Here is a 25,520-nt window from a genome sequence, read left to right on the forward strand (position 1 = left end):
TTCGACCGGGGTCAAACCCCGCCCGGCGCATGGCTGCCCTGGCAGCCATGCCCAAGCGTCAACCGGCGGTAGCCGATGTCCGCTTGAGCCATGCGAGGTAGTCGGCGGCGCCATTGGCAAGGCCAAAGCGCGGCGTGAAGCCGGTGGCCGCCGCCAGGCGGGCGAAATCGCTGCCCGGCCGGTCCGCCGGGATCTGGTAGCGCACCGTCGCATGGTCCGGATCGATGGCATGGCTCCAGCCGGGGAAGGCCGGCGCGATCTCCCGGCAGAAGGCCTCGATGGAAAACACCTCCGGGCCGCCGAGATCGAAGATCGGCGCGGCCTCGGCGAAACCGGCCACGGCCAGCGTCGAAAGCGCCGCCGCCGCGTCGCGTGAATGGAGCCAGGCGCCGAAGCCGGGCCGGGTCAGCCGTGTCGGCCGGCCGGCGAGTGCGTCCGCCACGACCTGTGCCGGGGCGGAGAGGATCTCGCGCACGCCGGTGTCGCGCTCGAAGGGGCCATAGACGCCCGCGATGCGAAGGATGGGGGTGGTGATGCCATAGACCGCGCCGAGCCGTGTCGCGACCTCCTCGGCCATCTTCTTGGTGAGGCCGTAGAGGGCGGCGGGGGCGGGCGGGTCGCGGTCGACGCGGAAGCGCTCGGCGTCGCCCTTGGCGAGGGGATAGACGCTCGCCGAGGAGCAGATGACCACCCGACCGCAGCCGGCCTCGGCGGCGGCTTTCAGCACCGCTGCGGTGCCGCCGACATTGACCGAGACGATGCGCTCAGGGTTTGCCCGCTCCATCTCGGGGCCGGCAGTGATGGCTGCGCCATGGATCACGGCGCGCGGCCGGCGCTCGCGCATGACGGCGGCGAGGGCTTCGGCGTCGCGGATATCGGCGATGCGCACCTCCGCGCCCTTCGGCAGCCAGCCTGGCTCCGCCGCATGGGCGGCGAGCACCACGACCTTCTCGCCCGCCCGGGCGCAATGATCGACAGTCGCCGCGCCGACGAAGCCGGTTCCCCCGGTGATGAGAATGGTCACGTCGCACCCCCCGTTACCCCACCATCATGGGTTGGCGTGGCGTCGGTCACCACGGACCGCAAGGCGGGGCGGGCATTCGCGGGAGGCGGGCCTCAGGCCGCCCAACGCGCCGCGTCCGGTTCGCGGCCGATCAGGGCGAGGCCATAGGCGATCGATTCGAACTGGTCGGCCTGGGTGAGGCGCTCGGCGTCGAAGCGGTCGGTGAAGAGGCGGCGGATGGCGGGGACGAAGGACGTGCCGCCGGTGAGGAAGACGCGGTCGATGGCCTTCTCGCTGACGCCGGCGCGGGCGAGCGCCTCGTCCACGGTCGCACCGATCCGTGCCACGTCCTCGGCGATCCAGCCCTCGAAATCGGCGCGGGCGATGGTGCCGGTGATGGACACGTCGTCGGCGACGAAGCGGAATTGCGCTTCGTCGGCCGATGACAGCGCCACCTTCGCCTCCGACACCGCGCGGTAGAGCGCGAGGCCAAGATCGTAGTCCACCACGTCGATGAAGCGGCGCAGTGCCTCTGGCTCCAGTGCGACTTTCTCCAGGTCGCGGAGGCCGGCGAGGTCGCCGTTCGACTTCATCATGGCGAGCTGATGCCAGCGGGCGAGATTGGCGTAGTAGCGGTTCGGGACGGTCAGAACCTTGTCGAGCGAGCGATAGGACGAGCCCTTGCCGAGGGCCGGCGAGACCATGGCGTCGACGATGCGGTAGTCGAAACTGTCGCCGGCAATGCCGATGCCGGCATGGGAGAGCGGCGTCGCGGCGAGGCGGCCGTCCTTCCGCTCGAAGCGCATGACCGAGAAGTCGGAGGTGCCGCCGCCGAAATCGGCGACCAGCACCGTCGCGTCGTGGTCGAGGGCGCGGGCGTAGAAGAAGGCGGCGCCGACGGGCTCATAGACATAGTGGGCGTCAGGGAGGCCGAGCCGGCCGAAGGCTGCGCGGTAGCGTGTCATCGCCAGAGCTTCGTCCGGATGGGTGCCGGCGAAGCGGACAGGGCGGCCGATCTGCACCCGCGCCGCGGAAAGGTCGAGCGGGCGGCCGGCGCGGCGCGAGGCGGTGCCGATGAAGTCCACGACCAGGTCCTCGAACCGGGTGGTGCGGCCGAAGATGCGCGTTTCCTGAAAGCTGGCGCTGGCCGCGAAGGTCTTGAACGACTGGATGAAGCGCTGCGGCCCGCCGCCGGCCATCAACTGGTCCATGGCGAAGGGGCCGCCCTCGACACGGGTGGTGACCCGGCCGCCGGCCCGCTCCTGCCAGTAGCAGAGCGCGGTGACGAAGCCCTTCAGCTCGGCCTCGCCATGGCGGAATGTGACCGCCTCGGCGCGGCCGTCATCGCCCGCTACCGCGATGACGGTGTTGGTCGTGCCGAAATCGATGCCGATCGACAGCGGGGCAGGCTCGGCCACGGGCTTGGGATCCTTCGCGGGAAAGCGGCGGGGGATAGACCATCCGGGCGCCGGAGGCCAGCCCGGCGCTTGCCTGTGGGTTTCTCGGACACGGGGAGACGCGGGCGCTCGGGCGGTGCTAGGAAGGCCCGTTCCGTGGATGAGGATGCTTGAGTCCCGATGAAGGTCGATATCGACATGGGGTCGCAGCCCGGGGGCAAGGCGGCCACGCTCGATCTCGAGGAGCTTCTGGCCACGCGCCTGCTCGTGCAGGGCAATTCCGGCTCCGGCAAATCGCATCTGTTGCGCCGGTTGCTGGAGCAGAGCGCGCCCTGGGTGCAGCAATGCGTCATCGATCCGGAGGGCGATTTCGTCACGCTGGCCGACAAATACGGCCATGTGGTCGTCGATGCCGAGCGCACCGAGGCTGAACTCACCCGCATCGCTGGGCGCATCCGCCAGCACCGCGTCTCCGTCGTGCTCAATCTCGAAGGGCTTGATGTCGAGCAGCAGATGCGCTGCGCCGCGGCCTTCCTTGGCGGGCTCTTCGATGCCGACCGCGACCACTGGTATCCGGTCCTCGTCGTGGTGGACGAGGCGCAGCTCTTCGCCCCCGCCGTCGCCGGCGAGGTTTCGGACGAGGCGCGCAAGCTCTCGCTTGGCGCCATGACCAACCTGATGTGCCGCGGCCGCAAGCGCGGCCTTGCCGGCGTCATCGCCACGCAGCGTCTCGCCAAGCTTGCCAAGAACGTCGCCGCGGAAGCCTCCAACTTCCTGATGGGCCGTACCTTCCTCGACATCGACATGGCGCGTGCCGCCGACCTTCTCGGCATGGATCGCCGCCAGTCCGAGGCCTTCCGCGACCTTGCCCGTGGCCATTTCGTCGCGCTGGGCCCGGCCCTGTCGCGAAGGCCGCTGCCGGTCACCATCGGCCCGGTGGAGACCTCCGCCCGCTCGACCAGCCCGAAGCTGACGCCGCTGCCCGATGCGCCGACGCCGGAGGATGCGCGCGACCTCATCTTCACGCCCTCGCCGGAGGAGGCGCGGCCCATGGCGGTCCGCCGGCCGCCGCCGCCCCCCCCGGTCTCCACCGCCGACATCCTCACCCAGCTCGCCAATGCCCGGCCGAAGGCGGAGGAGCCGGCCGAGCCCATGCTCCCCGTCATCGCCGAGGCCGAGCATGCCGCGATGATCGACGAGGTGCTGCGCGAGATCCTTGCCGACCCGGACGCTGCCTTCCGCACCGTGGCGGTGCTCTACCAGGACTTCCTCGTGCGTTGCCGCATCCGCCGCGTGCCGGGCGAGCCGCTGACGCTCGCCGATTTCCGCCGCCGCTTCGCCGTGGCGCGCGCCGGCGTCGACATGAGCCGCGAGGGCGAGGAGGGCTGGTCGCAGGCGGTGACGCTGTCGGCGGGGTTGCCCGATGACCTCCAGGGCGTGTTCCTCGTCATCGCGAGGGCGGCGCTGTCAGGCGCGCCATGCCCGTCGGACGCCACCATCGCGCGGGTCTATGGCAGCCATTCGCCGAGCCGGGCGCGGCGGCTGCTCGCCTATTTCGAGGAGCGCGGGCTGTTCGTGACCCGCACCGATTTCCGCGGGCGGCGGGTCGTGGCGGCGCCGGACCTCAATTGCGAGACCGCGCCGGGCGATCCGGCAGGGCCGGCCGATCTCAGCCAGGAGATGCCGTCGGCAGCGGAATAGGTTCGGTCGAGGCGGCAGGGGCCGCGTCAGGGACCGAAATGCAGGCTCACCATGGCGATCTGCAGCTCGGCCGCCTGGCTGGCGACCTGGCCGAGCTTGACCATCAGCCTGGCGCGGGCATCCTCGTCGATGGTGGTCGCGCCGATGGCCTGGGCGACGGCGGCGAAGCGTTCGAGCGCCTGGGTCATGGCCGCGGTGGCGACGAGGAGCGGGGCTGTTTCGGCGGTGGTGGCGGCGACGCGGCGCAAGGCGACCACGTTGTCGGGCTGGAGGGTCGCCATGGGGGAGTCCTGTCATGTCGGATAGACAGGGCGGAGCGTAAATTCGTCCTGGCTAAGGGGTGGTTAACGCTGTTGGGCAGGTTGCGACTGTGCGGTGTGGTGCACGTTGCATGGCGGGCCGGCCATCGCGGTTGACAGGTACCGAGGTAGCGGGTCGGATAAGCGCGCGCTTGTCCATCGGAGACCCGGCCGTGACCGACCCAGCAAGGCGATCACCGTTCAGCCTTTTGGCCGCGAGACCTAGCTCAGTTGGCGCGCTGCGCCGCCGCAGTCGGCCTTCATCTTCGCTGTGCAGCAGACATGCGGCGAGGGCGGGCAGGCCATGACGGCGCATGCGACCCCGACCCCGGCGCTGTGGCTGCGCATCCTGCGCCATCCGCTCACCCGCCTCGTCGTGCTGGGGGCGGCTCTGTTCTTCATGATGGCGATCAGCGGCGGGTTCATGGAGCGGTTCAAGGGGAACACGCTCACCTCGATTGCGGTCGTGACGGGCATGGTGGCGGCCGCCATCGCGGTCTATGTGGCCTATGCGCGCCTGGTCGAAGGGCGGTCCGCCGACGAGTTGTCCCTGTCCGGTGCGGGCAGGGAGTTGGCGCTCGGACTGCTCGTCGGGGCCGGGCTCTACACCGCCTCTGTCCTGATCCTGATGACCCTCGGGATCTATCGGATCGAGGGGTTCAATCCCTGGACCTTCCTGATCCCGGCCCTCGTCCTCGCCCTGCATTCCGGTTTCTTCGAGGAACTGCTGTTCCGCGGCGTGCTGTTCCGGTCGGTCGAGGACATGTTCGGGAGCTGGATTTCGCTGGTCGTCTCGTCGGCGGTGTTCGGCCTGATGCACCTCATCAACCCCACCGCGACCCTGACGGGCGCCATCTTCATCAGCATCGAGGCCGGCCTGCTGCTGGCCGCGGCCTATATTCTGACGCGGCGGCTCTGGCTGAGCATCGGCTTCCACATGGCCTGGAACTACACCCAGTCGGCGGTCTTTTCCGGCATCGTGTCAGGCGGCGTCTCGGATCCGGGCCTGATCCGGCCCATCATTCGTGGGCCGGACCTGCTGACCGGCGGCAATTTCGGCCTGGAATCCTCGGTCATCGCCTTTGCGCTCTGCACCGCCACCGGCATCGTCCTGCTGGTGATGGCGGTTCGCCGGGGCAAGATCGTCCCGCCGCCATGGGCGCGGGGCGGGTGAGAAAGGATCGTCGGGTTCTGATGAATGGCGGAGACGGAGGGATTCGAACCCTCGATACCCTTTTGGGGTATGCTCATTTAGCAAACGAGTGCCTTCAGCCGCTCGGCCACGTCTCCGTTGGGGCGCTTCTATGCCCGTCCCGTCGCTGATTTGCAAGGCGGGCGCAAGCGCTGCTCACACCATCGCGCCCTGCAGGATCGCGAGCTCGGCAAGGGGCTCGGCGATGAGGTCATCGGCGGCTTCCTCGTGCAGCCAGGCGACGAAGGCGGCCACCTGGGGCTTGGCGGCGCCCGCCATGGAGCGGATGAGATAATAGCCGTGCGGGCCGTCGACCTGCCGGTCGAAGGGCGCGACGAGGGTCCCGGAGCGGATGGCCTCGTTGATCAGCGGCGAGACGCCCAGCGCCACGCCCTGCCCATCCATCGCCGCCTGGATCATCTGGTCGTAGCGCGAGAAGCGCAGCGTGCCCGCGGGCTTCAGGTCCTCGATGCCCAGCGCCGTCATCCAGGTGTCCCAGTCGAACCAGGTGCGGCTGGCGCCGTGGTAGTCGAGGTGCAGCAGCGTATGGCGGGCGAGGTCCTGCGGCTGGCGCAGCGGCGCTGCCGCATCCGCCACCAGCGAGGGGTGGCAGACGGGGAGGATGTCCTCGGCGAAGAGCCGCTCGGCCCCAAGCGGCGCACGCACCGTCTTGGTGTAGCGGATGGCGAGATCGATCTGGCTGCGCTCGAGGTCGAGGATGCGGTCATTGGCGACGATGCGCACATCGACATGGGGATGGAGCCGCGTGAAGCGCTTCAGCCGCGGGATGAGCCAGAGCGAGGCGAAGCCGGAGACGGTGGTCACCGCCAGCTGGTTGTCGGCATGGCGGGCGCGCATCTGGTTGATGCCGCCCTGGAGGCGATCGAGCACGTCGATGGCGATGCGCTGGAAGGCGCGGCCGTCCTCGGTGAGGGCGAGGGCCCGGTGGCGGCGCTCGAAGAGCGTCACGCCGAGATGGTCCTCCAGCGTCTTGATCTGGCGGCTCACCGCGGACTGGGTCAGCGCCAGCTCATCGGCCGCGCGGGTGAAGGAGAGGGTGCGGGCGGCCGCCTCGAAGCCCTGGACAAAGCCGAGCGGCGGCAGATCGTAGCGTTTCCTTGCCATTCCCTCATCTCATGCATGGCCTGAGAATTGATCGTTTGTGCAGGTGCGAAGAGGCCGGCAATCTTGCGACATACGGCATGGCGCAGCGCCTGCCACCCATAGTCTGACATTCCCACACCTCATTGCAAAGGGGGCGGCCATGGCCGACCGCATGACCGATCGCGTCTATCTGCAGCGGGGCGGCATCGTCCGCCTGGAGCAGGTCGGGACGCGCGTCACCTGCCACAGCGGCGTGCTGTGGCTGACCTTCGCCGACGATCCGCGCGACGTGCTGCTGGAGGTCGGCGAGGCCTTCGTCGTCGACCGCGAGGGCCTCACCCTCGTCTGCGCCATCGCCGGACCCGCTGCGGTGGAGATCGACTGGCCGGAGGTGGCGGCCGAGGCGCCCGTGGCGGAGCCAGCCTCCGCCACCGACCGCCGGGCGGCCTGAGCGATGGCAGCCGCTCCCCTGGAGCCCGCCCGTCCGCGGCTGCCGGCGATCGCGGCGGCGCCGGTGCAGCATTTCCGCAGCCTCGCCGGCGACCTTCTCCGCATCCGGCCCTTCGCGCCCGAGGAAGCAGATCGGCTCGGCGGCCATGTGGCGGCCCTTTCGCCCGCGTCCCGGCGCGACCGCTTCCTCGGCGGCCTCGTCCAGCTGACGCCCGCTGCGGCGCGGCGTCTTATCGGTGAGCCGGGCGGGCCGGTCACCGGCCTTGCGGTGGAACGCCTCGGTGAAGGCGCGCCCCTTCTGGTCGGCGAAGGCGTGCTCGCGCTCGATGCCAGTACCATGACGGCCGAGCTCGCCTTGTCAGTCGCCGATCCCTGGCAGGGCAGGGGGATCGGCCGCAGCATCCTTGCGAGCATCGGACTGCGTGCCGCCGCGGCCGGTGCCGCGCAGCTCACCGGCGAGGTACTCCGCAGCAACCATCGCATGCAGGGGCTCGCCCGCGCCGCCGGCTTCTCGGTCGCGACGCATCCCGGGGATGCCCGGCTCATCGCCATCGCGCGGCCGCTGAGCCTTTGCCCCGGCTGGGAGGCGCTGGGCCTTGCGGCGTGAGGCCGCTTGACACGGGCGGTTCTCTGGCCATAACTAAACAATATGGTTAAGCAACAGACCGTTCCTCTCGACCGCACCTTCCAGGCCCTTGCCGACCCGACGCGGCGGGCGTTGCTCGCCCGTCTCGGCGAGGCCGATGCGCTGTCGATCAGCGATCTGGCGCGCCCTTTCTCCATGTCGCTGCCCGCGGTCATGAAGCATCTCGACGTCCTGAGCGAGGCTGGCCTGGTCACCCGGACCAAGACCGGGCGCACCGTCTTCTGCCAGTTGAACGCCGGCCCGATGGAGGACGCGATGACCTGGCTCACCCGCTACCAGGTCTTCTGGACGCGCCAGCTCGACCGCCTGCAGGCCTTCCTCGAGGACGAAACATGTCCGCCCAAGCCCGCCCCCTCGACGCCGATCCCGGCCGCCGCATCGACGCCAGGCCCAGCCTCACGCTCCGGCGATGGCTCAACGCCGCCCCCACCCGCGTCTACGCGGCGTGGACGGACCCGCGGCAGCTAGCGCGCTGGTGGGGCCCCGGCACGCCGGAGGACATGCATGTGGTCGATCTCGACGTGCGCGTCGGTGGCCGCTTCCATGTCGGTTTCAGCTATGCCGGCGAACGCCATGACGTCTACGGCGTCTATCAGGAGGTGGTGCCGGGCGAGCGGCTGGTCTTTTCCTGGCACTGGGGCTCGACGCCGGAGCGCGTCTCGCTGGTGACGGTGCGCTGCCGGTCGGACGGGGAGGGCTGCATGCTGACCCTCATCCACGAGCAGTTCTTCGACGAGGCCGCGCGCCTCGGCCACACCCGCGGCTGGACCGCGTCCCTCAACCGCCTTGAAGCGCTGTTCGCGCGGGAGGAACGGGCATGACCGACCGTATGGTGCTGCACTATGCCGAGACGCTGATGCCGCGGAAGGCCTGCTTCGTCGCGCGGCATCTCCGCTCGCCCGTGGACTATCGCGCGGTCGATCTTGGCCGTGGCGAACACAAGGCACCGGCATTCCGCGGGCTCAATCCCAACGGCAAGGTGCCGGTGCTGGTCGATGGTGACCGCGTCCTGTGGGAATCCGACGCGATCATGATGCATCTCGCGCTCGCCGCCGGGTCTGATCTCTGGCCGGCCGATGGGCGCGGCGCCGTCGAGGTGCAGCGCTGGCTGAGCTGGGCGGCGCATGAGTTCAATCCGCAGGCCGGCACGCTCTATTTCGAGCACGTCATCCGGCCGCATTTCGGCATGGGCGAGGTGGATGCTGCCGCCGATGCGGCGGCCCGCAAGCGGACGCGGGCAGGGCTCGCCGTGCTCGAACGCCATCTGTCGGGCCGGACCATGCTGGTGGGGGACCGCCTGACGCTCGCCGACGTCGCCGTTGCGATCACCTTTCCATATGCGGCGCCTGCCGGCATTCCGCTTGCCGACTATCCGGCCGTGGCCAACTGGAACGCCCGCCTCGAGGCGTTGCCGTTCTGGCTCGATCCGTTCCCGGACACCGCCGCCGCCCATTGACGAGGTCCAGGAGCCGGGGAACGGCTCCGCCCGCTCCCCCGCCGGCGGCCTGTCCGCCGGTGGCGGAGCGGTTTTTTCCGTTCACGTCCCGAGGCGGGTCGCGACCTCCTCGGCGAAGGCGAATTCGCCGGTCATGCGGGCGCCGCCGAGCCAGACCTCCGACACCTCTCCCTCCGCATCGCGCACGCGGGTCGCCGGCTCGCCGGGCTGGTTGAAGCCGGGCGCGCGGGTGATGAGCCCGGCATCGAGGCCGGTGACGGTGATCTCGCTGACCTCCGCGAGCGGCGGGTGCAGCGACGGCGGGCTCGCCAGAACCTTGTCCCCGGCCGGCACCAGATCCACGGCGCCCCAGAGGGTCCACCAGCGGCCGGCCCAGTCGGCCACCTCCTCGGTCGGCGCGCCGCGCGTGCGGAAGGCTTTCAGGATATGGGCGATGCCATCGACCCAGATCTGGGCCGGGCCGTCGATGGCGTTGGTGAGCACGGAGATGGCGATGTCCTCGGCCGGCAGGACCGCCGTGCGCGACAGGGTGCCGGCGAAGGAGCCGGAATGGCCGAACCAGTCCCATCCCGCCACGGTGCCGGAGATGGTGCCGAGGCCATAGTAGCGCTCCAGCGTGCTCTCGCCGTCACGCCAGTGGCGACGGGTCATGTCGCGGCGTGCGCTTGGCGAGAGCAGAGCCGCGGGCGATGCGGGTGAGAGCTGCGAGAAGAAGCGGGCGAGGTCGGCGGCGGTCGCAACGAAGCCGGTGGCCGAGGCGAGATCGGCGGTCGGGGCATCGCCGGGAATGACGAGGCGGCGGCCATAGGGCAGGCGGGTCGAGTGGCCCTTGGCGAGCGTGCCGGCATTCATCAGGCCGATATCGGCATAGGTCTCGGTGAGGCCGGCCACCGCCACGATCTCGCGCATGATCCAGTCGCGATAGTGCTCGCCGGTCACCGCCTCGATGACGAGGCCGAGAATGCCATAGCCATGGTTGGAATATTTGAACCGCTGGCCGGCCGGCAGGGGCGGAGCCAGAGCCAACTCGGCCTTCAGCTGCGCGGCGGTGAGGAAGGGCCGCGTGCCCGGGAAATAGCCGGCATCGGCGCCGTCGCGGACATAGCCGCCGCTGTGGGACAGAAGCTGGGAGAGCGTTGCGGCGGCAGCGTCCTCATGCAGCCCCTGCACGAAGGTCCCCGCCGCATCGTCGAGGCGCAGCAGGCCGCGATCCCTGAGCTTGAGGATGCCGGCGGCAGTGAAGGTTTTTGAATGCGAGGCAACGCGGAACCGGTGCCGGGGGGTGAGCGCCTCGCCCGAGCCGAGATCGGCCGTGCCGAAGGCCTCCTCCAGCACGACCTCGCCGCGATGGGCGATGGCGATCGAGCAGCCGGGCTGGTCGACATGCTGGACCTGGAAGTCGATCCAGCGCGGCACATAGTCGAGCGCAGCCTTGAGCCAGGCGTCCATGATCCGATCCCCGTCTTCGGTGTCGGTGGACTGTGGCACGGCCGCGGGCCCACGGCCAAGCGGCGCCGCTCCCTATGGTGAAGCGGCGCCGCGGCGGGGCGTCAGGCGGCGGCGAGCTTCTTCTCGATCACGCGGGCATAGAAGGCCGCCGCATAGGGCAGGAGCTTGTCGTTGAAGTCGTAGGCGGGGTTGTGGACCTGGGCGGAATCGCCGTTGCCGATGTTGATATAGGCGCCGGGCACCTTCTCCAGCATGAAGGAGAAGTCCTCCGAGCCCATGATGAGGCTGCGGTTGCGGTCGACATGCTCCTCGCCGACGAGTTCCGCCGCGATATCGGCGGCGAAATCGGCATGTTCCGGGGTGTTGTAGAGGGGGGCGAAGATCAGCCGCCAGTCGACTTCCGCCGTGGCGCCGAAGCCTGCCGCGACGCCCTTGGCCATGCGGCGCATGTTGTCCTCGATCAGCTTGCCGATCTCGGGCTTGAAGTAGCGGGCGGTGCCGCGGATCCAAGCCGTGTCGGGCACGACGTTATAGGCATCGCCCCCTTCGATCCGCGTCACCGAGATGACGCCCTGGTCCACCGCGCCGATATTGCGGGAGACGATGGACTGCAGCGCGGTGACGATCTGGCAGGCGGTCAGCACCGGGTCGACGGAATGTTCAGGGTGGGCGCCGTGGGAGCCGCGGCCCTGCACCTTGATGTCGAAGAAGGCACCGCCGGCCATCATCGGGCCCGGCCGGATCGCGAACTTGCCGACATCAAGCTTCGGCGAGTTGTGGAAGCCGAAGACCGCGTCGCAGGGGAAGCGGTCGAAGAGGCCGTCAGCCAGCATGGCACTGGCCCCGCCGACGCCCTCCTCGGCGGGCTGGAAGATGAGGGTGACGGTGCCGTCGAAGTTCTTCGTCTCGGCGAGGTACTTGGCGGCGCCCAGCATGCTCGCGGTGTGGCCGTCATGGCCGCAGGCATGCATGCGGTTCTCGTATTTCGAGCGATAGGCGAGCTGGGTGATCTCGTGCATCGGCAGCGCGTCCATGTCACAGCGCAGGCCGATGGAGCGCGGCGAGGTGCCGACCTTGAGGCGGCCGACGACACCGGTCTTGCCGACATTGCGATGGACCTCGTAGCCCCAGCCCTCCAGCGCCTTGGCGACGATCTCGGAGGTGCGCTTCTCCTCGAAGCCGATCTCGGGATGGGCATGGAAATCGTGTCGCCAGGCGGTCATTTCGGGGGCGAGGGCGATGATCTTGTCGGGAAGGGCCATGGCTGATCCAGAACGCGCAGAGGGGGCAGGCTCGCCCCGAAGCGCAAACCTTAGCCGGGTGCCGTGGAGCCGGCCATGCGGTCGGCGGAAAGGCTGCCGTCCGAGCCATGCGTGGCAGCCATGCCTTGGCCTCCGCCGCGTTGCACAACCCGCTACCGGCCGACAGGATGCAGCATCTGCGACCGTGCCTGGAAAGTGCCCGACCATGGAACCCTGCGACCTCACCGCCATCGAGGCCCGCCGCCTCATCGGGTCGAAGAAGCTCTCGCCGACCGAGTTGCTGGAGAGCTGCCTTGCCCGCATCGATGCGGTGGACCCGGCGGTGAACTGCATGGTGGCGCGGGACGATGCGGCGGCGCGGGCGGCGGCGAAGGACGCCGAGGCTGCGGTGATGCGCGGCGAGGCCTTGGGGGCGCTCCACGGCCTTCCCGTGGGCGTGAAGGACCTTGAGAACACTGAGGGCCTGCGCACCACCTATGGCAGCGTGCTGTTCAAGGATTTCGTGCCGCCCGAGGACCAGCTCATCGTCCGGTCGGTGCGCGAGGCCGGCGCCATCATCGCCGGCAAGACCAACACGCCGGAATGGGGCGCGGGAGCCAACACCCGCAATGCCGTCTATGGCGCGACGGGCAATCCCTTCGATCCGACGAAATCGGCCGCCGGCTCCTCCGGCGGGTCGGGTGTCGCTCTGGCCTGCGGCATGGTGCCGATCGCCACCGGCTCGGATACGGGCGGCTCGCTGCGCAACCCCGCCGCCTTCAACGGCATTGTCGGCTTCCGGCCCTCGCCGGGCCTGGTGCCGAGCGACAAGCGGCCGCTCGGCTGGAACCCCTTGAGCGTGCTCGGGCCGATGGCCCGCACCGTGCCGGATCTCTGCCTCCTGCTCTCCACCATGGTGTCGGACGATGCCTGCGATCCGCTGGCGACGACGATCCGCGGCAAGACCGTGCGCCGTCCCGAAGACTTCGCCGTGCCGGCCGAAATTGACCTCGCCGGGCTCAAGGTGGCGGTGACCCCGGATTTCGGCTTCTCGCCGACCGAGAACCATATCCGCGAGGTCTTCGCCGAGAAGGTCGGGCTCTTCGCCCATCTCTTCGGCGCCGTCGACGATGCGACGCCCGATTGCACCGGCACCGACGAGACCTTTGAGGTTCTGCGCTCGGTGGCTTTCATGGCGGGCATGTACGAGCGGGTGCGCGACACGCCCGAGCTCGTCGGCCCGAACGTGCGCGCCAATGTGGAGGAGGGGCTCACCTATTCCGCCCTCGACGTGACCCGGGCGCTGAAGCAGCAGACCGTGCTCTACAAGACCTGGCAGCAGTTCTTCGGCAAATATGACGTCATCCTGTCGCCGGCGGTGACGCTGAGCCCCCGGCCCTGGTCGGAGCTCTTCCCCGCCGAGATCGACGGCAAGGCGACGCGGACCTATTTCCACTGGCTCGCCAATGCCTATGCGGTGACGACGGTGGGCCATCCCGCCATCTCGCTGCCCGTCGGCCTCGACCGGGCCGGCATGCCCTTCGGCCTGCAGATCGTCGGGCCGCGTGGCGGCGACGCCAAGGTGCTGGCGGTGGCCGCGGCGCTGGAGCGCGAGCTTGCCGGCGACAAGCGCACCGCGCGGCCCGTGCCGAATATCGCCGCGCTCGCCAAGGCCCAGCCCATCAGCGCCATGCCGGGCTTCCTCGGTTTCGACTGACACGGCCATTGCCAGAGGCCCGGCGCGGCGCGACCATCCGCGCTGGCCATTCATTTCCAACGACCCATGAGGATCTGATCGATGTTTTTGAACCGACGGACGCTGGTGAAGGGAGCGGCGGCGACGCTGGTGGCAGCGCCGGCCCTGGCGCAGGATTGGCGCGGAACCACGCTGCGTTTCATCCCGCAGGCGAACCTCTCCTCGCTCGACCCGATCTGGACGACGGCCACCGTCACCAACAATCACGGCTACTACGTCTATGACACGCTCTACGCCGCGGACATGGACTTCGTGGCGAAGCCGCAGATGGCCGAGGGCCATGAGGTGCTCGACAATGGCCTTCGCTGGCGCTTCAAGCTGCGCGCGGGGCTCAAGTTCCACGATGGCGAGCCGGTCCGGGCGCAGGATTGCATTGCCTCGATCATGCGCTGGACGCAGCGCGACGCTTTCGGCCAGCTGGTTGGCCGCGTCGTAGACGGCTGGACCGTCGTCGACGACCGCACCTTCGAGCTCAAGCTGAAGCGGCCCTTCCCGCTGTTGCTCGACGCGCTCGGCAAGCCCGACACGCCGGCCTTCATCATGCCGGAGCGCCATGCCAAGACCGATGCTAACCGCCAGGTGACGGAGATGGTGGGCTCCGGTCCCTATCGTTTCCTCGCGGCCGAGTACAATTCGGGCAGCCGGGTGGTCTATGAGAAATTCGCGGATTATGTGCCGCGCGCCGAGCCCGCGAGCCGCGGCGCCGGCGGCAAGGTCGGCCATTTCCAGCGCATCGAGTGGCACATCCTCCCCGATCCCTCGACCGCCGCCAATGCGCTGACCCGGGGCGAGATGGACTGGTGGGAGCGCCCGCCGGCCGACCTCCAGCCGCTGCTCGCCCGTAACCGCGACGTCGTGCGCGAGGTGACGGACGCCTCTGGCCGCATCGCCATCATGCGGCTCAACCACCTGCATCCGCCCTTCAACAATCCGAAGGTGCGCGCCGCCGTCCGCATGGCGGTGATGCAGGAGGACTACATGCGGGCGACCCAGGGCGACGACACGTCGGCCTGGCAGCTCTGCCGCAGCCTCTGGCCGAAGGGCACGGCCTATTACAATGGCGAGCAGGAAGACCTGATGCCCCAGTCGATCGCCCGGGCGACCGAGGCGCTGAAGGCCTCCGGCTATGCCGGCGAGAAGGTCGTCATCATCAACCCGACCGATTTCCCCGACATCGGGCCGCTCGGCCAGGTCACCGCCGACATCCTCAAGCGCATCGGCATGAATGTCGAACTCGCCGAGACCGACTGGGGCACGGTCATCCAGCGCCGCGGCAGCCGCGAGCCGGTCGACAAGGGCGGCTGGAGCATCTTCCACACGACCGGCCCGGCGCCGGGTTGGGGCACGCCCGCGACCTCGCTGCTGGTGCGCGGCCAGGGCGCCCGCGGCTGGTTCGGCTGGTGGGAGAGCGCGAAGGCCGAGCAGCTGACGCAGGAATGGCTCGATGCGCCGGACGAGGCCGGCCAGAAGAAGGCGGCGCGCGAACTCGGCCGCCTGGCGCTGGAGGAGGTCGCGACCGTGCCGCTCGGCCAGTTCACCCTGCGCACCGCCTATCGCAGGACGCTGACCGGCATGCCGCACGGCTCGGCGCCCTATCCGTGGAGCGTCAAGCGCGCGTGAGGGCGAGGGGGGCGGGCTCCCGGTCCCGCCTGCCTCCGCTTGTCAGATGTGTGAGCCCTGCGCCGTGTCGTCGCGTGGCTGCGCGACGGCAGGGGCGGGCGTTCCGGTTCGGGCCTCACCCGCCGTGACCTCCTCGATGATGCCGCGGGCGATCTCCCGCTCGCCCATGATGACCGTGCCGGCGCCGAGGCTCGTCAGGTGTTCGACCTCGGCGTCTGAATGGGCGCGCGCGATGATCGCAAGACCAGGGTTGGTGGCGCGTGCCATCTCGACGATCTGGCCGGCCTCGAAGGCATTGGGGATGGCGACGATGAGGCGCCGGGCCGCCGCGACATTGGCGCTGGCGAGGATGTCCGCCTGCGCCGCATTGCCATTGATGGACTCCACGCCCTCGGCATGGAGCCGTGACTGCGGCCGCGCCGCATCCTCGATGACGCAATAGGGCAGGTTCCGCTGCTGCAGGGCCGCGCCAACGAGGCTGCCGACGCGGCCATAACCGACGACGATGGTATGGCCGCTGAGCGCCGTCGTCGGTGGCGCGTCTTCCTCGAGGACCGCAGGACGCCCGGCTTGCGCCGCCGGTTCCGCCTCCGGGGCGGGCGCGGCGGAGAGGTTGAGGCGGCGCTTCAGCCATCCAACGCCGGCAAAGACGGCCGGATTGATCAGGATCGACAGGATAGCGCCGGCAAGGATCAGGTCGCGGCCCTGCTCCGGCAGGAGCTTCAGGCCCACACCGAGTTCGGCGAGGATGAAGGAGAACTCGCCGATCTGGGCGAGCGAGGCGGAAATGGTCAGCGCAGTGCCCGCGGGATGGCGGAAGGCCATGACGATCAGGAAGGCCGCCAGCGACTTGCCGACGACGATGATGAAGAGCGTGGCGAGGATGGGCCAGGCCCCGGTGAGCAGGCTCGCCGGATTGAACAGCATTCCCACCGAGACGAAGAACAGCACGGAGAAGGCGTCGCGCAGCGGCAGCGATTCCTCCGCTGCGCGATGGCTGAGCTCGGATTCGCTCATGATCATGCCGGCGAAGAAGGCACCGAGCGCGAAGGAGACCCCAAACAGCTTGGCCGCGCCGAAGGCGACGCCGAGCGCGATCGCCAGCACCGCAAGGCGGAAGAGCTCCCGCGAGCCGGTATGGGCGACGTAGTGCAGGATCCAGGGGATGACCTTGCGGCCGAGCCCCAGCATGACCGCGACGAAGCCGGCGACCTTCAGCAGCGTGACGAGGACGACGCCGCCGACGCCGAGGCCGAGCCACTGGACGATCGGGTCGCTGGCTGCGCCCAGCAACGGCTCGCCGCCGAGCAGGCCTGCCACTGCCGGCAGCAGGACGAGGGCGAGGACCATGGCGATGTCCTCGACAATGAGCCAGCCGACAGCGATGCGGCCGCGCTCCGTCTCGATGATGCGCCGCTCCTGCAGGGCGCGCAGCAGCACCACGGTGCTGGCGACGGAGAGGGCGAGGCCGAAGACGATGCCGGCGCCCATCGGCCAGCCGAGCGCCCAGGCGAGCGCCATGCCGAGGGCGGTGGCGGTGGCCATCTGCACCACAGCGCCGGGAATGGCGATGGCGCGGACCGAGAGCAGGTCCTTCAGCGAGAAATGCAGGCCGACGCCGAACATCAGCAGGATGACGCCCATCTCGGCGAGCTCGGTGCCAAGCTTCTGGTCGGCGACGAAACCCGGCGTGTGCGGGCCGATGACGATGCCGGCGAGGAGATAGCCGACGAGGGTCGGCAGCTTCAGGCGGTTGGCGATGGCGCCGAAGACGAAGGCAAGCCCAAGACCCGCGACGATGGTGGCGATCAAGGGCGTGTCATGCGGCATCGGCGCGAAATCCTCATGGGTTGTCGGTGGAAGGCGGCCGGCGGGGCCACAACCGACAGTATGGGGATGGGGTGCTGCCGCGGCAATGCGCGAAGCGCGGCGGGTTGCCGCGCTTCGGGAAAAAGGTGCGTGAGAACAGTGGCTTGGACGGTTCTCAGATACCCGACGCGAGATATCCGCCATCGACGGCAATGACCGTCCCGGTGACGAAGCCGGCGCCGGGGGAGGCGAGATAGACCGCCGCGCCGACCAGTTCCTCGGTCTTGCCCCAGCGGCCCATGGGCGTGCGGCGCAGCGCGTTCTCCTTGCGCTCCGGCGGCATCTTGGCGGCGTTGAGTTCCGTCATGAAGAAGCCGGGCGAGATGGCGTTCACCCGCACGCCCGAGGGAGCCCACTCGGCCGCGAGCGTCTGGGTGAGCCCGACGATGGCGTGCTTGGTCATGGCGTAGGGGCAGGCGCGCGGCCAGCCGCGATGGGCGGAGAGCGAGGCGATGTTGATGATGGCGCCCTTGCCGCGCTCGACCATGGCGCGGCCGAAGGTGGTGCAGGAGAAGAAGACGCTGGTCTGGTTGGTGCGGAAGATGTGCTCGACCTCCTCGAGCGTGAAATCGAGCGTCGGCTTGATGATGGTCGTGCCCTGGCAGGGCACCAGCACGTCGATGGGGCCGAAATCGGCGGCCACCGTCTCGGCGAGGCGCGCGAGGTCCGCCATGTCGGTGACATCGGCGACATAGCCCCTGGAACCGGCATGGGCGCTCGCCAGCCGGTCGGTGGCGGCGTGGAGCTTGTCGGGCGAGCGGGCCGCGATGGCGACGCGCGCGCCCGCGGCCGCATAGCCGTGCGCGATGGCCTCGCCGATGCCGCTCGACCCGCCGATGACAAGGGCATTGAGGCCCGAAAGCGAGAGCGACGTGGACGGGGCAGGGGATGCGGAGGCGGTCATGGCGTTCCTCGGGAGATGAGCGGGCCTTGTGCGCGGCCGTGGCGCGAGGGTGCAGGGGCCGACCTGCCGTTGCAAGAGGACGAGACGCAGAGGCAGCAGGCTCAGACGACGCTTTTCACCTGCCGCCCGATGCGAACTGCGCGTTGGCAGGAGAGGCGAGAGGCCGCGGACACCAAAAAACCCCGGCGGTTGCCCGCCGGGGTTTCGTGGAACCGGTCCGAGGACCGGACCAGATCAGAAGTTGCGCTGGACGCGCAGGGTGCCGGTCCAGGCGCCCTCGACCGTGCGGCCGACAGTGGCGTTGGTGCCGAGCGTGCCGCCGGCGATCGCGGCACCAGCCTGATCACGGACGCGGATGTTGTGGTAAACAACTTCCAGGCCGAGGTCGAGGTTACGAACCGGCGACCAGATGGTGTTCACGCCAACCTGCCAGTACTGGACGTCCGCGAGGCCAGTCGCAACCGCCGGAGCGTTGATGTTGGAGTAGCCACCGAAGATGGACGAACGGACGGCCGGGGTCCAGAAGTGACGGAAGCCGGCAGTGAGCGACCAGGCCTGAACGGTCCGGATCGAGTTGGCGACAACGGCCGCATCGCGGATCTGCGCGGTGAGGCTGTTGTTCTGGGCGAGGTTGCCGGCGCCAGAGATCGTCTGACGGTCGCCACCCTGGTTGGCGGTCGAGAAGGCGTAGTCGGTGGCGCCGTCGGCGTAGACAGCCTGCAGCCAGAGCACGTCGCCGCGGGCGAGCATGTCGAGGTTCAGGCGGAGGCCGGCACCAACAGCGTAGCCCCACTTGTCGCCAGCGCGCTGGACGGTGGTGGCGGCCACAGAGTAGTCAACGCCGCTGACGGCGACAGCGCCGGCGATCGGGTTGCCGAAGTCACGCAGCTGGTGCAGCGCACCCATGATCTGGACCGAACCCCAGCCCTGGTCGACGCGCAGGTTGGCGACGATGTCCGGAATGGTGTTGGCGCCGTAGGTCAGGCCGTAGACGCCCGAGAGCGGACGGGCCAGCGCCGAGCTCACCGGCGGAGCGGTGAGAGCAACGAAGGCGTCGCCGTTACCAACGCGGCGGTACATGGCGTCTTCAGCCGACACCGTGAACGACACGCCCGAACCGAACGACGCCGTGTAGGCGAGGACGGTGGTCGAGGTGGCGGTGGCGCCGAACGGGCGGGCGTAGGACACGTCACCCTGGTAGAAGTTGAAGAACGAGGCCGAGTAGCCGAAGGTGAAGCCGGCGAACTGGATGAAGGCGCGCGACAGCAGGATGTTCGACTGACGCTGAGAAGCGCCGACGCCCGAGTTGATGTGGATGCCCGAGCCGATGCTGGCCGAGGTAGCGCCACGATAGGCAGCGAACTCACCGAAAGCGCGGAGCAGGCCGAACTCGGTGTTCGAGCGAGCGTCGAGGTTGACGTTCACGCGGGCATTGGTGCCGTAGAGAGCGTCGAAGGACGACACAGGCTGCATGGCGACCGAGCCGACGGTGCGGTTGCCGGTGCCGGCGCTGCTGTTGAAGCCGTAGTCGACGCGCACGAAGCCGCCGATACGAAGGCAGGTGTCGGAACCCGGGATGAAGAAGAAGCCCGCGCCGTAGGTGTCGCAGATGCGAACGTACTCGGCGGGAGCAGCCTTGCCCGGGAGATCCGCTGCCTGAGCGCCAGTGAGGGCAGCGAAGCCCGCCGCAGCGCCGAGAAGAAGGCTCTTAACCGTCTTCATGTTGTAGACCTCCAAATGTTTCTCCTGAGGGAGCCTGGTTCCGCGCCGTTGGACAGCTTTGGTTCCGATATTCCCCGTGTGGCCGCCTTTTCTGCTGTCGTGGCTGTCTGCCGTTCGACCCCAGGAAGGGCGGTGCGACCGGGGTGCCCCCCTTCGTCGCAGGGTCACCTTTACCGATGCCCCCGCGTCGATCAATCGAAACCAGCGTCGCGGAGGGGGGGCGGAAAGGCTTTGGCAAGGACTGTTGCAGGAAGGACACGCGCGTTTTAACCGCAGTCCGTGACGTCAATGATCAGGTAAATGACGGAAAAATATAGAGAAAAGACCGTTCACGCCGGTGTGAACGGGTTAACGCTGGAATGCCCTGATCGATGGCCTTGTCGGCAAGGTCAATGATTCTGGCGGTATCTCCGTAGGTTATGGGCGGGGCTCCGCCGTGGAATCGCTCCGATTTGGAACCGGGGCCACCGACGAGGCGCAAAGGCGCGCCAAACCGCACTGAAAGGCCGAACCCCGCGGGGCCGCCAGGCGCCGCGGGGTCCGTTGAAGCCGCTTCGGAAACGGCTCTTCCACCGAATCCTGAATTCAGCAGGCGCCTGCACTGCGGCCATAGGGTTGAGAGTCGCGGCGGGCGTTCGCGAGCGCCGTGCGAGCGTCGGCCTCGGTCCGGGCGCTTGCGAAGGCATTTTCGTAGGCGACAGCTCCGAGCGGTGTCATGGGGCCGGAGTCGAATTGCAGGGCATAGAGTCTCTGATTGAGGCGCGGATCGTAGCCGATGGCCGCGACCGCACGCAGGCAGAACTGTCCGACGGGGATGGTTCGGATCGAAACGGTCATGCGGTTGGCCCGCAGGTCGATCGCTCCATCGTTGTCGCCATGGCCGCCGCCGCCACTGCCACTGCCGTTGAAGGCCTGGGCGAGGGCGAGCCCGGGGGCGGCCGCCAAGAGCGCGGCGAGCAGGAGGGCGGGGCGGGTCAAACGGGGCAGGGACATGGTGCTTCCTCGTATCGGGCGCGGCATCCGGGCTGGGCTGATCGGCGCCTTGCGATCAACGGCGCCCGGACATCGCCGGTTTCTTTGAGGCGCGGCGACCGGGGCGGCCCGGCACGCTCCGCTGACCTTATAAGTATGCGCTGACACGGCCGGGGGCCAGTAGCGGTCGCGTGAGCGCCTCGTCATATGACCCGGCCGGACCGGTGCCGCGGCGCCTTTTTTCCCTTGCACGGCATCGGGGGCGGCGGCATGTCCGCAGCATCGGCGCAGCGCTGCCAGATTCGGACGGACGGCACAGGCGAGGGATGATGATGGCGGCTGCAGGTCGGATCCGTTGTGCTCTCGCCGGCTGTCTGGCGCTCATGGCCGCGATCATGCCCCTGCCGGACCGGGCCAGCGCGGAGACGGGGGCGCAGCTCTCCCTGGTGCGGGAGGGCGATCTGGTCGCGATCGGTGGGGTCCTGCCGGATGAAGCGACGCGGGATGCGCTTGTGGCGGCCCTTCGCGCCGCCGGTGGCGACATATCCACCATCGATACGACCGAGATCCGCGCGGATGCGCCGGCCACCTTCCGCGAAGGGGCGGCCTGGGCCGGCTCCGTCATCGCCCGTCTGAAGCCCGGGGCGGTTCTGCTGACCGGCACCGCCCTCACCGTCGAGGGGCGCCCGGATGGCCTTGGCGGAGCGGAGGCCGTGCGGGCCGCGCTCGCCGCCCTGCCGGCCGGCTTCACCCTGCAACGCGAGGCGCTGATGGCGCCGATCGTGTCGCCCTTCGCCCTCACCCTGGTCCGTAGCGGCGACACCGTGCGGATGGACGGTGTCGTCGCCTCGCCGGAGGAGGGGGCCGCCATCGCCGCCTTCGCCCGATCGCTGGGCCTTGCTCCCGAGGGAAGCACGACGGTTGCGGCCGGAGCGCCCGCCGGGATCGACTGGGCCGGCGCGGCGCGGTTCGGTCTCGTCCAGCTGGCGCGGCTCAAGGCCGGCGAGGTGCGAATCGCCGATCGCGCCCTGTCGGTGACTGGCGAGGCCGCCGATCGGGCCGGCTATGTGGCGGTGAACCGGGCCCTGCGCGACGGGCCGGGCGCATCGGTCGGTGTCAGCATCGCCAGCGTCGCCATCGCGGCAGCCGTTGTCTCGCCCTATCGCTGGGCGGCGGTGAAGCGCGACGGCCGCCTCCTGCTCAGGGGCTATGTCTCCTCGGAGGCCGAACGAGCCGAGATCCGGGCCGCAGCGGAGGCGCTCGCCGCACCGGCCCAGATCGTCGACGAACAGGAACTGGCCTCCGGGGCCCCCCAGGGCTTTGTCACGGCGGTTGTCGCGGGCATTGGCCATCTGACCCTGGTGGAGGCCGGCGAGGCGCGGGTGGAGGGGACGAGCCTCCTCGTCACCGGCCGCGTGCCGGATGCCGCATCAGAGGCTGCCGCCCGCGCGGCCATCACCGGCTCCGTCCCCTTCGGTTTCACCGCGACGGCGACGTTGACGGCACCCGCCGCCCCGCCACCGCCGCCGGCGCCGCCCGCCTGCCTCGCAGTGGTCGCGGCTGAACTCGCCCAGGGCGGCATTGCCTTCCGCATCAGCCGCGATGTCATGGAGCCGGCGAGCCAGGCGCGTCTCGATCGTGTTGCGCAGGCCATGGCGACCTGCCCACGCGTCCGCTTCACCATTGCCGGCCACACCGATTCCGATGGCATCGCCGCGCAGAATGTCGATCTCAGCCAGCGCCGCGCCCAGGCCGTCGTCGCCCATCTCATCCGCCGCGGCGTCGAGGCCGGGCGCCTGCTCGCCGAGGGACATGGCGCCACCCGGCCGCTGGCGCCGAACGACAGCGCCGCCAACAAGGCGCGCAACCGCCGCATCGAGATCACCGCCCGCTGAGCGCCAAGGCGCGATGCCGCTTCCCGCCGCTTCCGTTTGAAGACGGCGCATCCATCCGTTAAAGGGACGCAACTCCCGTTCGGCCCGGCGTTCCCGCGCCCACCAGAAGACCCTGAGGCTTCCATGCACCGCTACCGTTCCCACACCTGCGGCGAGCTGCGCTCAACCCATGTGGGCGAGACCGTCCGGCTCTCCGGCTGGTGCCACCGCATCCGCGACCATGGCGGCATTCTCTTTGTCGACCTGCGCGACCATTACGGCATCACCCAGTGCCTGGCCGATCCGGATTCGCCGGCCTTCAAGGCGCTGGAAGCCTGCCGCGCCGAATGGGTCATTCGCATCGACGGCCGGGTGAAGGCCCGCGACGAGGGCCTGAAGAACGCCAAGATCGGCACCGGCGACGTCGAGGTGTTCATCACCGACCTCGAGGTGCTGGGCAAGGCGGACGAGCTGCCGCTGCAGGTCTTCGGCGATCAGGACTACCCTGAGGAGACGCGCCTGAAGTACCGCTTCCTCGACCTGCGCCGCGAGAAGCTGCACAAGAACATCATGACCCGCGGCGAGGTGATCGATTCCGTTCGCCGCCGCATGAAGGGGCAGGGCTTCTTCGAGTTCCAGACGCCGATCCTCACCGCCTCCAGCCCCGAGGGCGCGCGCGACTTCCTCGTGCCGAGCCGCATCCATCCCGGCAAGTTCTACGCCCTGCCGCAGGCGCCCCAGCAGTACAAGCAGCTCATCATGATGAGCGGCTTCGACCGCTACTTCCAGATCGCGCCCTGCTTCCGCGACGAGGACCCGCGCGCCGACCGCCTGCCCGGCGAGTTCTACCAGCTCGATCTGGAGATGAGCTTCGTCGAGCAGGAGGACGTCTTCGCGGCGATCGAGCCGGTGATCCGCGGCGTCTTCGAGGATTTTGCCGAGGGCAAGCCGGTCACGCAGTCCTTCCCGCGCATTCCCTATGCCGAGTCCATGCGCAAATATGGCTCCGACAAGCCGGACCTGCGCAACCCGCTGGTGATGCAGGGCGTCTCGGACCATTTTCGCGGCTCGGGCTTCAAGGTCTTCGCGCGGATGCTGGAGGACGCCAAGAACGAGGTCTGGGCGATTCCCGCGCCGGGCGGCGGCTCCCGCGCCTTCTGCGACCGCATGAATTCCTGGGCGCAGAGCGAGGGCCAGCCGGGCCTTGGCTACATCATGTGGCGCGAAGGCGGCGAGGGTGCCGGACCGATCGCCAACAATGTCGGCCCGGAGCGCACCGCCGCGATCCGCGACCAGCTCGGCATGAAAGAAGGCGATGCGGCCTTCTTCGTTGCCGGCAATCCCGAGAAATTCGTGAAGTTCGCTGGCCTTGCCCGCACCAAGGTCGGCGAGGAGCTCAACCTCATCGACAAGGACCGGTTCGAGCTCGCCTGGATCGTCGACTTCCCCTTCTACGAGTGGAACGAGGACGAGAAGAAGATCGACTTCTCCCACAATCCCTTCTCGATGCCGCAGGGCGGCCTCGAGGCGCTGCAGAGCCAGGATCCGCTGTCGATCAAGGCGTTTCAGTACGACATCACCTGCAACGGCTACGAGATCGCCTCCGGCGGCATCCGCAACCACAGGCCGCAGGCCATGGTGAAGGCCTTCGAGCTCGCGGGTTATTCGGAAGAGACGGTGATCGAGCGCTTCGGCGGCATGTACCGCGCCTTCCATTACGGCGCGCCGCCCCATGGCGGCATGGCGGCCGGCATTGACCGCATCGTCATGCTCATCTGCGGCGTGCAGAACCTGCGTGAGATCTCGCTCTTCCCGATGAACCAGCGGGCGGAAGACCTGCTCATGGGGTCGCCGAGCGAGGCGACGCCGAAGCAGCTGCGGGAACTCTCCATCCGCATCGCCATCGACCCGAAGAAGCCGTGACCGGGGCAGGGGGCATGGAAGCGGGCGCGGTGGATGCCGGCTTCGAAAGCCGCTTCGTCACGTCCTCGGACGGGCTGAAGCTGCATGCCCGTCTCTATGGCGGCCCCGTCTCGGGTCGCCTGCCGGTGATCTGCTTGCCCGGGCTGTCGCGCAATGCCGGCGATTTCGACGTGGTGGCGCGGTCGCTCGGCGCCGAGCGACAGGTGGTCGCCGTCGACTATCGCGGGCGCGGCCTCTCCGACCATGATCCGAACTGGCAGAACTACGCGCTGCCGGTGGAACTGGACGACCTTCTCGCCGTCACCACCGTGCTCGGCATCGAGCGCGCCGTGTTCCTCGGCACTTCGCGTGGCGGCCTGCTGACCATGCTGACGACCGCGGCGCGGCCAACGCTCATTGCCGGCGCCATCCTCAACGACATCGGCCCGGTCATCGACGGGGCGGGCCTTGCCCGCATCAAGAGCTATCTCGGCCGCCTGCCGGGTCCTGCCAACTGGGACGAGGCGGTGGCGCTGCTCAAGGCCATCTCACAGTCGCGGTTTCCGGCGCTCAACGAGGAGGACTGGCGGCGCCAGGCCCGCAGCATCTGGATGGAGAAGGGTGGCAAGCCCGTGGCCGCATTCGATCCGGCTCTGGCCAGGACCCTTGAGGCGGTCCGTTTCGACCAGCCCATGCCGACGCTCTGGCCGCAATTCGACGGGCTCGGGGCCGTGCCGGTCATGGTCGTCCGTGGCGCCAATTCCGACATCCTGTCGGAGGCGACCGTCGCCGCCATGGCGCAGCGCCGGCCCGATCTCGACATTCTGACGGTGCCAGGGCAGGGCCATGCGCCACTGCTCACCGATGCGCCCTCCATCGCGCGGATCCAGGCCTTCGTGCGGCGTTGCGACGCGGCGTGAGCCGGCTGCGGCCGATCGGCCGTTCCGCCGCCTTGGAATCGGG

Annotated in this window: 22 protein-coding genes and 1 tRNA gene; 12 read left to right on the forward strand and 11 right to left on the reverse strand. The window is 69.2% G+C overall.

Features of this window, described 5'->3' with window-relative positions; all coding sequences use genetic code 11:
* Window positions 1-58: 58 nt before the first annotated feature.
* Together O9344_RS08155 and O9344_RS08160 are read right to left on the reverse strand one after the other, a co-directional pair.
* Window positions 59-1,024 (reverse strand): NAD(P)-dependent oxidoreductase, encoded by a 966-nt coding sequence (locus tag O9344_RS08155; RefSeq protein ID WP_298475037.1) that lies wholly within the window; start codon window positions 1,022-1,024, stop codon window positions 59-61.
* A 92-nt stretch (window positions 1,025-1,116) separates the two neighbouring features.
* Entirely contained in the window at window positions 1,117-2,421 is a 1,305-nt protein-coding gene (locus tag O9344_RS08160; protein ID WP_298475039.1) for an Hsp70 family protein, read from the reverse strand.
* 159 nt (window positions 2,422-2,580) lie between these two features.
* On the opposite strand from O9344_RS08160, the gene O9344_RS08165 reads away from it, so the two are divergent.
* Window positions 2,581-4,101, forward strand: a complete 1,521-nt coding sequence (locus O9344_RS08165; RefSeq protein ID WP_298475041.1) for an ATP-binding protein — start codon at window positions 2,581-2,583, stop codon at window positions 4,099-4,101.
* Between the two features lie 26 nt (window positions 4,102-4,127).
* On the opposite strand, the gene O9344_RS08170 is transcribed toward O9344_RS08165, so the two are convergent.
* Window positions 4,128-4,382, reverse strand: coding sequence for a hypothetical protein (locus tag O9344_RS08170; protein WP_298475044.1), 255 nt, complete (start codon window positions 4,380-4,382; stop codon window positions 4,128-4,130).
* A 322-nt stretch (window positions 4,383-4,704) separates the two neighbouring features.
* Between O9344_RS08170 and O9344_RS08175 the strand changes: the two genes are divergently transcribed.
* Window positions 4,705-5,574 carry a CPBP family intramembrane glutamic endopeptidase gene (locus O9344_RS08175; RefSeq protein WP_298475046.1) on the forward strand — a complete coding sequence of 290 codons (870 nt, stop codon included), beginning with the start codon at window positions 4,705-4,707 and terminating at the stop codon, window positions 5,572-5,574.
* Between the two features lie 25 nt (window positions 5,575-5,599).
* Here the strand turns inward: O9344_RS08175 and O9344_RS08180 are convergent.
* Window positions 5,600-5,690, reverse strand: a tRNA-Ser gene (locus O9344_RS08180).
* Window positions 5,691-5,748: 58 nt separating this feature from the next.
* Complete coding sequence (gene gcvA / locus O9344_RS08185) at window positions 5,749-6,717, reverse strand: transcriptional regulator GcvA (protein WP_298475048.1); 969 nt, start codon at window positions 6,715-6,717, stop codon at window positions 5,749-5,751.
* Window positions 6,718-6,856: 139 nt separating this feature from the next.
* Between gcvA and O9344_RS08190 the strand changes: the two genes are divergently transcribed.
* The 5 genes from O9344_RS08190 to O9344_RS08210 are packed head-to-tail and all read left to right on the forward strand — an operon-like array spanning window position 6,857 to window position 9,248.
* The gene (locus O9344_RS08190) at window positions 6,857-7,147 is read left to right on the forward strand and encodes a DUF2917 domain-containing protein (protein ID WP_298475051.1); all 291 of its coding nucleotides are present in this window, start codon (window positions 6,857-6,859) and stop codon (window positions 7,145-7,147) included.
* A gap of 3 nt (window positions 7,148-7,150) precedes the next feature.
* Window positions 7,151-7,753 (forward strand): hypothetical protein, encoded by a 603-nt coding sequence (locus O9344_RS08195; protein ID WP_298475053.1) that lies wholly within the window; start codon window positions 7,151-7,153, stop codon window positions 7,751-7,753.
* 42 nt (window positions 7,754-7,795) lie between these two features.
* The gene (locus O9344_RS08200; RefSeq protein WP_298475055.1) at window positions 7,796-8,260 is read left to right on the forward strand and encodes a metalloregulator ArsR/SmtB family transcription factor; all 465 of its coding nucleotides are present in this window, start codon (window positions 7,796-7,798) and stop codon (window positions 8,258-8,260) included.
* Window positions 8,170-8,613, forward strand: a complete 444-nt coding sequence (locus tag O9344_RS08205; RefSeq protein ID WP_298475172.1) for an SRPBCC domain-containing protein — start codon at window positions 8,170-8,172, stop codon at window positions 8,611-8,613. Before O9344_RS08200 ends, O9344_RS08205 begins: the two co-directional genes overlap by 91 nt.
* On the forward strand, window positions 8,610-9,248 hold the full coding sequence (locus O9344_RS08210) for a glutathione S-transferase family protein (RefSeq protein ID WP_298475057.1): 639 nt from the start codon (window positions 8,610-8,612) through the stop codon (window positions 9,246-9,248). Before O9344_RS08205 ends, O9344_RS08210 begins: the two co-directional genes overlap by 4 nt.
* 81 nt (window positions 9,249-9,329) lie before the next feature.
* Here the strand turns inward: O9344_RS08210 and O9344_RS08215 are convergent, their stop codons facing one another.
* Entirely contained in the window at window positions 9,330-10,697 is a 1,368-nt protein-coding gene (locus tag O9344_RS08215) for a serine hydrolase domain-containing protein (RefSeq protein WP_298475059.1), read from the reverse strand.
* 101 nt (window positions 10,698-10,798) lie between these two features.
* On the reverse strand, window positions 10,799-11,959 hold the full coding sequence (locus tag O9344_RS08220; protein WP_298475060.1) for a M20 aminoacylase family protein: 1,161 nt from the start codon (window positions 11,957-11,959) through the stop codon (window positions 10,799-10,801).
* A gap of 205 nt (window positions 11,960-12,164) precedes the next feature.
* On the opposite strand from O9344_RS08220, the gene O9344_RS08225 reads away from it, so the two are divergent.
* Together O9344_RS08225 and O9344_RS08230 are read left to right on the forward strand one after the other, a co-directional pair.
* Window positions 12,165-13,655 (forward strand): amidase family protein, encoded by a 1,491-nt coding sequence (locus O9344_RS08225; protein ID WP_298475062.1) that lies wholly within the window; start codon window positions 12,165-12,167, stop codon window positions 13,653-13,655.
* Window positions 13,656-13,736: 81 nt separating this feature from the next.
* Window positions 13,737-15,314, forward strand: coding sequence for an ABC transporter substrate-binding protein (locus tag O9344_RS08230; protein WP_298475064.1), 1,578 nt, complete (start codon window positions 13,737-13,739; stop codon window positions 15,312-15,314).
* 42 nt (window positions 15,315-15,356) lie between these two features.
* Here the strand turns inward: O9344_RS08230 and ybaL are convergent, their stop codons facing one another.
* The 4 genes from ybaL to O9344_RS08250 all read right to left on the reverse strand — a co-directional run bounded on the left by ybaL (window position 15,357) and on the right by O9344_RS08250 (window position 20,802).
* On the reverse strand, window positions 15,357-17,144 hold the full coding sequence (gene ybaL, locus O9344_RS08235) for a YbaL family putative K(+) efflux transporter (RefSeq protein ID WP_298475066.1): 1,788 nt from the start codon (window positions 17,142-17,144) through the stop codon (window positions 15,357-15,359).
* A 154-nt stretch (window positions 17,145-17,298) separates the two neighbouring features.
* Window positions 17,299-18,087, reverse strand: a complete 789-nt coding sequence (locus O9344_RS08240; protein WP_298475068.1) for an SDR family oxidoreductase — start codon at window positions 18,085-18,087, stop codon at window positions 17,299-17,301.
* 234 nt (window positions 18,088-18,321) lie between these two features.
* A complete protein-coding gene (locus O9344_RS08245) occupies window positions 18,322-19,809 on the reverse strand; it encodes a porin (protein WP_298475071.1) in 1,488 nt (495 codons plus the stop codon).
* 585 nt (window positions 19,810-20,394) lie between these two features.
* Window positions 20,395-20,802 (reverse strand): hypothetical protein, encoded by a 408-nt coding sequence (locus O9344_RS08250; protein ID WP_298475073.1) that lies wholly within the window; start codon window positions 20,800-20,802, stop codon window positions 20,395-20,397.
* A gap of 374 nt (window positions 20,803-21,176) precedes the next feature.
* Between O9344_RS08250 and O9344_RS08255 the strand changes: the two genes are divergently transcribed.
* The 3 genes from O9344_RS08255 to O9344_RS08265 all read left to right on the forward strand — a co-directional run bounded on the left by O9344_RS08255 (window position 21,177) and on the right by O9344_RS08265 (window position 25,477).
* A complete protein-coding gene (locus O9344_RS08255; RefSeq protein WP_298475075.1) occupies window positions 21,177-22,676 on the forward strand; it encodes an OmpA family protein in 1,500 nt (499 codons plus the stop codon).
* A 123-nt stretch (window positions 22,677-22,799) separates the two neighbouring features.
* Window positions 22,800-24,578, forward strand: coding sequence for an aspartate--tRNA ligase (gene aspS / locus O9344_RS08260; protein WP_298475077.1), 1,779 nt, complete (start codon window positions 22,800-22,802; stop codon window positions 24,576-24,578).
* Entirely contained in the window at window positions 24,575-25,477 is a 903-nt protein-coding gene (locus O9344_RS08265; protein ID WP_298475079.1) for an alpha/beta hydrolase, read from the forward strand. Before aspS ends, O9344_RS08265 begins: the two co-directional genes overlap by 4 nt.
* The last annotated feature ends 43 nt before the right edge of the window (window positions 25,478-25,520 follow it).

The sequence above is a fragment of the Phreatobacter sp. genome, from assembly GCF_027532945.1.
GTDB lineage: Bacteria > Pseudomonadota > Alphaproteobacteria > Rhizobiales > Phreatobacteraceae > Phreatobacter.